Here is a 7208-nt window from a genome sequence, read left to right as displayed (position 1 = left end):
CCGCAGCGCTGCGGCTTTGGGTAAATAGCTCGTTCACTCGACTGCGCAAAAGTAGCCGCTTAACGTCCGGAGATCGGCGCTTACGGCAGTGCGCGTAGTAGCAGGAACGGAGGACTTCAAATACCGAGCACAACAGATCAACCGGCTCTTCAGCGCGAAATTGATCAATCAACGCGAACGCTCGTGCTCCTCGGTCATCAAGAGCGCGGTGGCCTATTTTAGGATCGATTTTTCCCGTTCCAGCCGATAGATCCTGGCTTCCAGCTCCTGGATCTTTTGCTGCTCGGGCGTCAGCGCTTTGCTCGCCGGAGTAGTACCGTTTCGCTCCTCCTGGAGCTGGCTAACCCATCGGCGCAGGGGCGATTCAACCCAACCGAGCGAACGGGCTGCTTCGATATGGCTGTAGCCCTGGTCGAGCACCAGACTGGCTGCCTCTCGTTTGAACTCGGGCGTGAACGTACGACGTTTTTTGTCCATCAGACACCTCTCTCTATGGCGAGTATTCTCGCCCTAAATGGGGGTCGGGATCAGTAGACCGCTACATTTGTGGCTGGCGCTCAGTCCGGCTGGCGCTCAAAATAGGCACTTTTATGTGGTTGATGAGTGCGAATCATTTATGAGCAGTGTTTACCTGGCAAATTTCACCAAGTGCTCATTAATCGTGCCTGAAACCCGCATCGTTGCTGGCCTGCTGTTGCAGCATGCAGCGCCTCAGGAGTGGGAAAGGCAAGTCTATGAGCTGAATGTGCTGCAAAAGCGAACGGCCAAGACAGCGACCACCTATGCCAATTTGGCGCGAGCCCGCTTGCAAACGATGGATGTTGAACTCTGGCAAATGGTGCATGACGGCAGTATGCCTGTTGCTACTCATGCAGTCTTGGCTGCAACGGTAAAGTTTTCGCCCTTATTTGGTGATTTTCTGCGCACCGTCGTGCGTGACCAGTTTCGCCGTTTCGCGACCCACCTGGAAACACGGCATTGGGATGCCTACATCGAAGACAGCCTGCGTTCGCAGCTGAACATGCCTACCCTCAGCGACTCCACACGGGTTAAGTTAAGGCAAAATGCCATGCGTATGATGGCAGAGGCTGGTTTCATCGAGAACACCCGTAGCCTGCGCCTACGCAGTCAGCAGATTGAACCAGCGGTTCTTCACTATTTACGTCAACACAATGAGCAGTACGTGCTCGATTGCCTCCAGGTATGCCCGTGAACGACCTCGACGAACGCCTCAATAAAATTCTGGATAAGGTCACCTCCGATGACTTCCTTGGTGGTCAGGGCCTGGGCAACGAGGTGCCGTTCTACGCCTTTGACTATCCGCCTCAAGATGAGGTGAAGGTGCGAGAGCATGTCCAGTTTCTTGAAGGTGCTATCAGCAAACGCCGCCCAGGGCTGAAGGTCGCGTTCATCAACCTGTTTGAACTGATGCTGGACATGCTCGCTAAGCGCAAGCTGCTGGATAAGTCCATCGACCTACAATCGCAAAAGGGCGATGAAGCTCTGCAAAAAGCCCTCAAAGCACCGCTGGATGCAGGCAAGGTCGCTAAAGAACTGGTTGATCGTTATCCGCCCAGTGAGTACGGCTTGCTGGTTATCAATGGTGTCGGCAGCGCTTATCCGTTAATCCGCACTCACAACCTTTTGAACAACCTCCAGCCCTTCATGGGGCAGACCCCGCTGGTGGTGCTTTATCCAGGCCTCTATGACGGCCAATCGCTGAAGCTGTTCGGTCAGCTGGGCGAGAAACCTTACTACCGTGCTTTCCGACTGGTGAGCTGAAAAGGATGTCCACCATGCAAATCAAGAGTCTCTTTACCCGTCCCATACACCGCCAGATCAATGGCGTGATCAAGGCTGATCAGAATGATGCTGAATCCGTCTGGCAGGAACTGGATGAGTACCACATCACCCGCGAGTTGGATCAACATCTACGCAGCTTTTTTGAAAGCTATCTGGCGGCCTTGGACAACCCCCAGAGTGCTTCTGGGCGAGTAGGGGTGTGGATCTCTGGTTTCTTCGGTTCGGGTAAGTCGCACTTCCTGAAAATTCTCTCTTACCTACTGGAAAACAAGCAGGTCAGCAAGGATGGAGAATCACGCCAGGCTATCGATTTCTTCGAGAGCAAAGTCACCGACCCGATGCTGGCCGCCGATATCAAGCGCGCCATTGCCGCCGAAACCGATGTGCTGCTGTTCAACATCGACAGCAAGGCCGATAGCACCGATGGGCGCGATGCCATTCTTCGTGTCTTCCTGAAGGTCTTCAACGAGCGCCTGGGCTTCTGCGGTGATCACCCGCATATCGCCCATATGGAGCGCCACTTGGATGACTTGGGCAAGTTCGCTGAATTCAAACAGGTATTTGCTGAAGCATCGGGCTCCAGCTGGGAGGATGAGCGCGACGCCTACCACTTCCAGGTTGAGGCGCTGGCTACTGCGCTGTCGAAAACTCTGGGGCAGGAAATCAAGGATGCCGATGCCTGGGTTGAGCGCTTTGAAAACGACTTCAGCCTAAATGTCGAAAGTTTTGCTAAATGGGTGAAGGAATACCTGGATAAGCGTGGCAAGGACCAGCGCATCGTGTTCCTGGTGGACGAGGTCGGCCAGTTCATTGGCCAGGACACCCACCTGATGCTCAGCCTGCAAACCATCACCGAGAACCTCGGCACGGTCTGCGGTGGTCGTGCCTGGGTTCTGGTCACCTCACAGGAAGACATCGACGCTGTGCTGGGTGAGGTGCGCGCCTCCAAAGCTAACGACTTCTCAAAGATTCAGGGTCGCTTTAAAACGCGCCTGTCGCTGTCTAGCGGAAATGTAGATGAAGTGATTCAGCATCGCCTGCTCGACAAAAAAACTGAGCCCAAGGATGCCTTGCGCATGATCTACCGCGAGAAGGCCGACATCCTGCGCAATCAACTCAGCTTTACCAACACTGGGCGCACCTACAAAGCGTTCACCGACGAAGATAACTTCGCCTCCGTTTACCCTTTTGTGCCTTACCAGTTCCAGCTCGTGCAGCGCATTTTCGAAAGCATCCGCAAGGCAGGTGCCACCGGTACCCACCTGGCCCGTGGTGAGCGCTCGCTGCTGGACGCCTTCCAGTCAGCTGCCAAGGCGGTGAGTGAGAATAGCGTCGGCGTCCTGGTACCGCTTTACCGCTTCTATCCGTCCATCGAGGGTTTCCTTGAGGGCGTGGTCAAGTCGACCATCGACAACGCCGCCAGCAATCCAAGCTTGCAAGACTTCGACCCGCTGGTGCTGAAGACCCTGTTCCTCATCCGCTACGTCGATGAGATCAAGGGTAACGTCGATAACCTGATCACTCTGTTTATCGATGAGATCGACGCTGACCGCCAAGGCCTGCGCAAGCAGATTGAAGACAGCCTCCAGCGCCTGGAAAAAGAAACCCTGGTCAGCCGGAACGGTGATGACTTCTTCTTCTTGACCAATGAAGAGCGCGACGTCAGCCGTGAGATCAAGGATGTCGACCTCACCAGCGCCGATGAGGCCCGTGAGCTGGGCCAGCTGCTGTTTGATGAAGCACTACGCGGTCAGCGCAAGTTCCGCTTCCCCGACAATGGCAAAGACTTTGGGCTCAACCGCCAGTGTGATCTTCATCCCCTGGGCAACCGTGTTGATGGCGATCTGCTGATCTCGGTTATCAGCCCCTTGGTGGATGACCGAGACACCTGGAGCGAGCAGCGCTGCATTCTTGAATCCAGCCAGGGAGAGGGCAGTGTGCTCCTGCGCCTGGAAGACGAACGCGACTTGGCCCGTGAGCTGCGCCTGTACCTGCAAACCGACAAATACATCACCCGCAAAAACGACGGCACACTGCCGCACAACACCAAGCGCATCCTTCAGGATCGTGCCGAGGAAAACCGCCAGCGCCGTCAGCGTCTGAGTACCACCGTGGATCGTCTGCTGCGCGAGGCCGAGGTCTATGTAGCCGGCAACAAACTGGAGACCAAGGCTTCCAGCGCACCGATGTTGGCCGAAGAAGCGCTCGACTACCTGGTGCGTAATACCTTTAGTAAGCTGGGCTACATCCAGCACTTGAGCAGCGACCCGCAGAAAGAAATCCAGGCCATGCTGGCCACGCCGCAAACGCCTGGCCTTGGCCTGGAGAGCACAGGCGAGGCCAATCCGCGTGCACTCAAGGAGGTTAGCCAGCACATTGAACTGCTTGCTTCGCAGTCGCGCCGCATCGTTCTGCACGACCTCGCGGAGACCCATTACGGTCGCCGGCCCTACGGTTGGCCAGAATGGGAAACCGTATTGCTGATAGTGCGGCTGATGTTGAAAGGCGAGGTCAGCCTGATCGGCAATGGTGGCCCGCTGGCTCCGCATCAGGTCTGGAATGAAATCTCCACCCCGGCACGCTGGCGAACCACTGAAATCCAGAAGCGCCAACAGGTAGGCTCTGGCGAGCTGCAAAAGGCCCGTCAGCTGTTTAAAGAGGTGTTTCAGAAGATCGCTCAGGACGGCGAGGACAGCCTCTACAGCCTTCTGCAAAGCAGCCTTGATAGCTGGGAAAGCGAGTTCAAACAGTGGCGTGCATTGGCCCAGACCGGACAGTACCCGGGGTTGGACGACATCGACCAGGGGCTCAAGCTGATTGGCAAACTCAAGGCGGCGCCGGACAGCTTTGATGCCATCCAGTTGTTCCTCAAAGAGCGTAGTGCGCTGCTCGACCTCTCTGACAGCCACGGTGACCTGGATAACTTCTACAGCAGCCAGAAGGCCGCCTGGGACAAGCTGCGTGCCGCACAGGCCGACTTCCAACCCAACCGCCCTAAGCTGGAGAAGAATGATAAAGCCGCTCGTGCTCTGGCTCGCATTGACGAAATTCTCAACGCCAAAGCTCCCTTCAATCTGATTCGTGAAGGTGAGGGGCTGATCCAAACGACCAACCAGATCAACGATGCCTTCCTCAAGGAAGCCCACGAGCGCGCGGATGCCTGGCTGGACAAGCAGTTGGCCAAGGTCAATGAAGAATTGGATGCTCTCCAAGCCAGTCCAGATCAGCGCAACAAGAGCCTGCTGGCCCTGCAAAAGCTTCGGCAGTTGATTACCAAACAGCGCAGCCTGGCCCATATCAGCCAGATGCAAGATGAAGCCCGTGACCTGGCCGATGCCGCTATCGACCATCTACACCTGCTGGCCGAACAAGCTGCCGCCAAAGCTAAGGCAGCAGCCAGCGCACCAGCACCAACGCCCGTTGCATCGGGCAGTGGTAACCCGGGCGTGCCAGTAGCCGAGCCTCCAGTGGTTAATACGCCTGCGGCTGTTGTCGCGCCGGTCGTACCAGTCAAAAAGCGCAAGGTAGTGGATGCTCAACTGCTCGCAGGCTCTGGTTACATCGAGACCCAAGCTGATATCGACAACTTCCTCGCCAAGCTGCGTAAAGAGCTTGAGCAGGCCATCGCTGACAATCAACGCGTTGAAATTCGCTAAGGAACGGCCATGTACAAGCCAGGCGGTACGATCAAGCAGCTATTGGATAAGGTCGCTTCCCAGGAGTACATCCTGCCGGCGATTCAGCGTGAATTTGTTTGGTGGCCAGAGCAGATCTGTCGCTTGTTCGACAGTCTCATGCAGGGGTACCCCTTCGGCACTTTCCTGTTCTGGCGTATAGCGCCGGAGAAGCGCCAGGAGTACCAGTTCTACGATTTTGTCCGTGACTACCATGAGCGTGACAACTACCACTGCGCCCTGTTGAAGGCCCTCCCCGAGCGGGATCTCGTCGCTGTACTCGACGGCCAGCAGCGCATGACGGCGCTTAACATTGGCCTGCGTGGCTCCTACGCCTGGAGGCTGCCAGGCAAGTGGTGGTCGAACAATGATGCCTTCCCGATCCGTCATCTCTACCTGGATTTGCTGGGCGAGCCGGATGCGGAAACAGGCTCTGAGTACCGCTTTGAGTTTCTTACTGATACCGCTACGGAGCTAACAGGAGACAGCCAACTATGGCTTCGTGTCTGTCGTGTTCTGGTCGAGAGCGAGGATGACCTGATCGACAGCCTGGACGAGCTGGATCTCAGTGCTGATCAGCGCAAGCAAGCGAAGAAGGTGCTGCGCCATCTCTACCGCACGGTTCACCTTAAAGAAATCATCAGCTACTACGAAGAGACCGAACAGGATCTTGAGCGAGTCCTGAGTATCTTCATTCGTATGAACAGCGGCGGCACGCCGCTTTCGTATTCGGATCTCCTGCTCTCCATTGCTGTGGCTCAGTGGTCGAAGCTCGACGCCCGACAGGAGATTCATCAGCTCGTCGACCAGATGAACAAAGAGGGCGACCAGTTCAACTTCAGTAAAGACCTGGTGCTCAAGGCCGGCTTGATGCTGTCGGACATCGGCAGCGTTGGGTTCAAGGTGGAAAACTTCAACAAGGCCAACATGGCGCAGTTGGAGGAGAACTGGTCGCGCATACGTGAGGCCTTGCTGCTATCCGTTCGCTTGCTGGCCAGCTTCGGCTTCAACAGCCAGAACCTGCGCGCCGACAGCGCCCTGTTGCCCATCGCGTACTATCTGTTCGTGAGCCAGCCTGGTGAAGGCTACCTATCTCGCACGGAGTACGCGCAAGACCGCGAGAATGTGCGTAAGTGGCTGATTCGCAGTCTGCTTAAAGCGTCCGGAATCTGGGGCAGTGGATTGGACACCCTGCTAACCGCCCTGCGTGATCAGATCCGCACTCATGCCCAGACGGGCTTCCCTGTGGCTCAGATCGAAAGCGTGATGTCCTCGCGCGGTAAAACGCTGTCTTTCACGGAGGAGGAACTGGATGAGTTGGTCGAGCTGCCCTATGGCGATAAGCGAACCTTTGCCTTGCTCTCGCTGATCTTCCCTGGCTTCGATCTGTCCAGGCACTTCCATGTAGACCATATCTATCCGCAAGCTCGTTTTACCAAGCCTCAACTGCGTAAGGCAGGTATCCCAGAGGATCTGTTGCCTGAAGTGGCGGATAAGGCCAACCGTCTGGCAAACCTCCAGTTGCTTGAAGGCAGCATCAATAACCAGAAGCGCCAGAAGATGCCGCATGACTGGTACGCCCAGTTCAAGCCTGATGCTCTCGCCCGCCAGCAGTACCTGGCAGGCTTGGAAATTACCGACCTTCCCGAGTCGTTGGCGGACTTCACTGTGTTCTACGAGCAGCGTCGCAAGGCGCTTAGAGCCCGAATCGTCTCAGCCCTTCAGTAGTCA

The 7208-nt window shown here is 56.2% G+C and carries 4 protein-coding genes and 1 pseudogene; 4 read left to right on the top strand and 1 reads right to left on the bottom strand.

Annotated elements, in window-relative coordinates:
* Nucleotides 1–477: pseudogene (locus tag INS93_RS22780) on the bottom strand (transposase); the annotation flags it as partial.
* A gap of 139 nt (nucleotides 478–616) precedes the next feature.
* On the opposite strand from INS93_RS22780, the gene INS93_RS22775 reads away from it, so the two are divergent.
* Genes INS93_RS22775 through INS93_RS22760 form a run of 4 tightly spaced genes read left to right on the top strand, consistent with a single transcriptional unit; the run spans nucleotide 617 to nucleotide 7205 of the window.
* Nucleotides 617–1213, top strand: coding sequence for a DUF1819 family protein (locus INS93_RS22775; RefSeq protein ID WP_192985632.1), 597 nt, complete (start codon nucleotides 617–619; stop codon nucleotides 1211–1213).
* Nucleotides 1204–1782, top strand: coding sequence for a DUF1788 domain-containing protein (locus INS93_RS22770; protein WP_192985631.1), 579 nt, complete (start codon nucleotides 1204–1206; stop codon nucleotides 1780–1782). The genes INS93_RS22775 and INS93_RS22770 overlap by 10 nt, the downstream gene beginning before the upstream one ends.
* Nucleotides 1783–1796: 14 nt before the next feature.
* Nucleotides 1797–5459: a BREX system P-loop protein BrxC gene (gene brxC, locus INS93_RS22765; RefSeq protein ID WP_192985630.1), complete on the top strand. Its 3663-nt coding sequence runs from the start codon at nucleotides 1797–1799 to the stop codon at nucleotides 5457–5459.
* A gap of 9 nt (nucleotides 5460–5468) precedes the next feature.
* Entirely contained in the window at nucleotides 5469–7205 is a 1737-nt protein-coding gene (locus INS93_RS22760; protein WP_192985629.1) for a DUF262 domain-containing protein, read from the top strand.
* Nucleotides 7206–7208 lie beyond the last annotated feature (3 nt).

The sequence above is a fragment of the Pseudomonas sp. EggHat1 genome, from assembly GCF_014892995.1.
GTDB lineage: Bacteria > Pseudomonadota > Gammaproteobacteria > Pseudomonadales > Pseudomonadaceae > Aquipseudomonas > Aquipseudomonas chaetocerotis.
This window is presented reverse-complemented; position numbering and strand designations above follow the sequence as displayed.